General features: G+C 69.0%; 1 protein-coding gene. It reads right to left on the reverse strand.

The annotated features are described in order from the left end of the window. On the reverse strand, positions 1-422 hold a 422-nt coding region (locus FLO80_RS23985; protein WP_149187157.1), incomplete at both ends, for an aldehyde dehydrogenase family protein.

Here is a 422-nt window from a genome sequence, read left to right on the forward strand (position 1 = left end):
TGGCCAGGCGCAGCGCCTCGGCTTCGTCCTTGAACGGGATCAGGCAGACCACCGGGCCGAAGATCTCCTCCTGGGCGATGCGCATGCGGTTGTCCACGTCGGCGAACACCGTGGGCTGGATGAACTGCCCCTTGCTCAGGTGCGCCGGCAGGCCGGCCGGACGCTCCAGGCCGCCGGCCACCAGGGTGGCGCCTTCCTCGAGGCCGATGCGGATGTAGCCGGTGACCTTGTCGTAGTGGGCCTGGGTGATCATCGAGCCGACCTGGGTCTTCGGGTCCTGCGGATCGCCGACGATCAGGCGCCTGGCGCGCGCGGCGAACTCGGCGACGAACTGCGGGTAGACGCTTTCCTGGACGAAGATGCGACTGCCGGCGGTGCAGCGCTCGCCGTTCAGCGAGAAGATGGTGAACAGCGCGGCGTCC

Source organism: Aquicoccus porphyridii, from assembly GCF_008369105.1.
Classification (GTDB): Bacteria; Pseudomonadota; Alphaproteobacteria; order Rhodobacterales; family Rhodobacteraceae; genus Aquicoccus; species Aquicoccus porphyridii.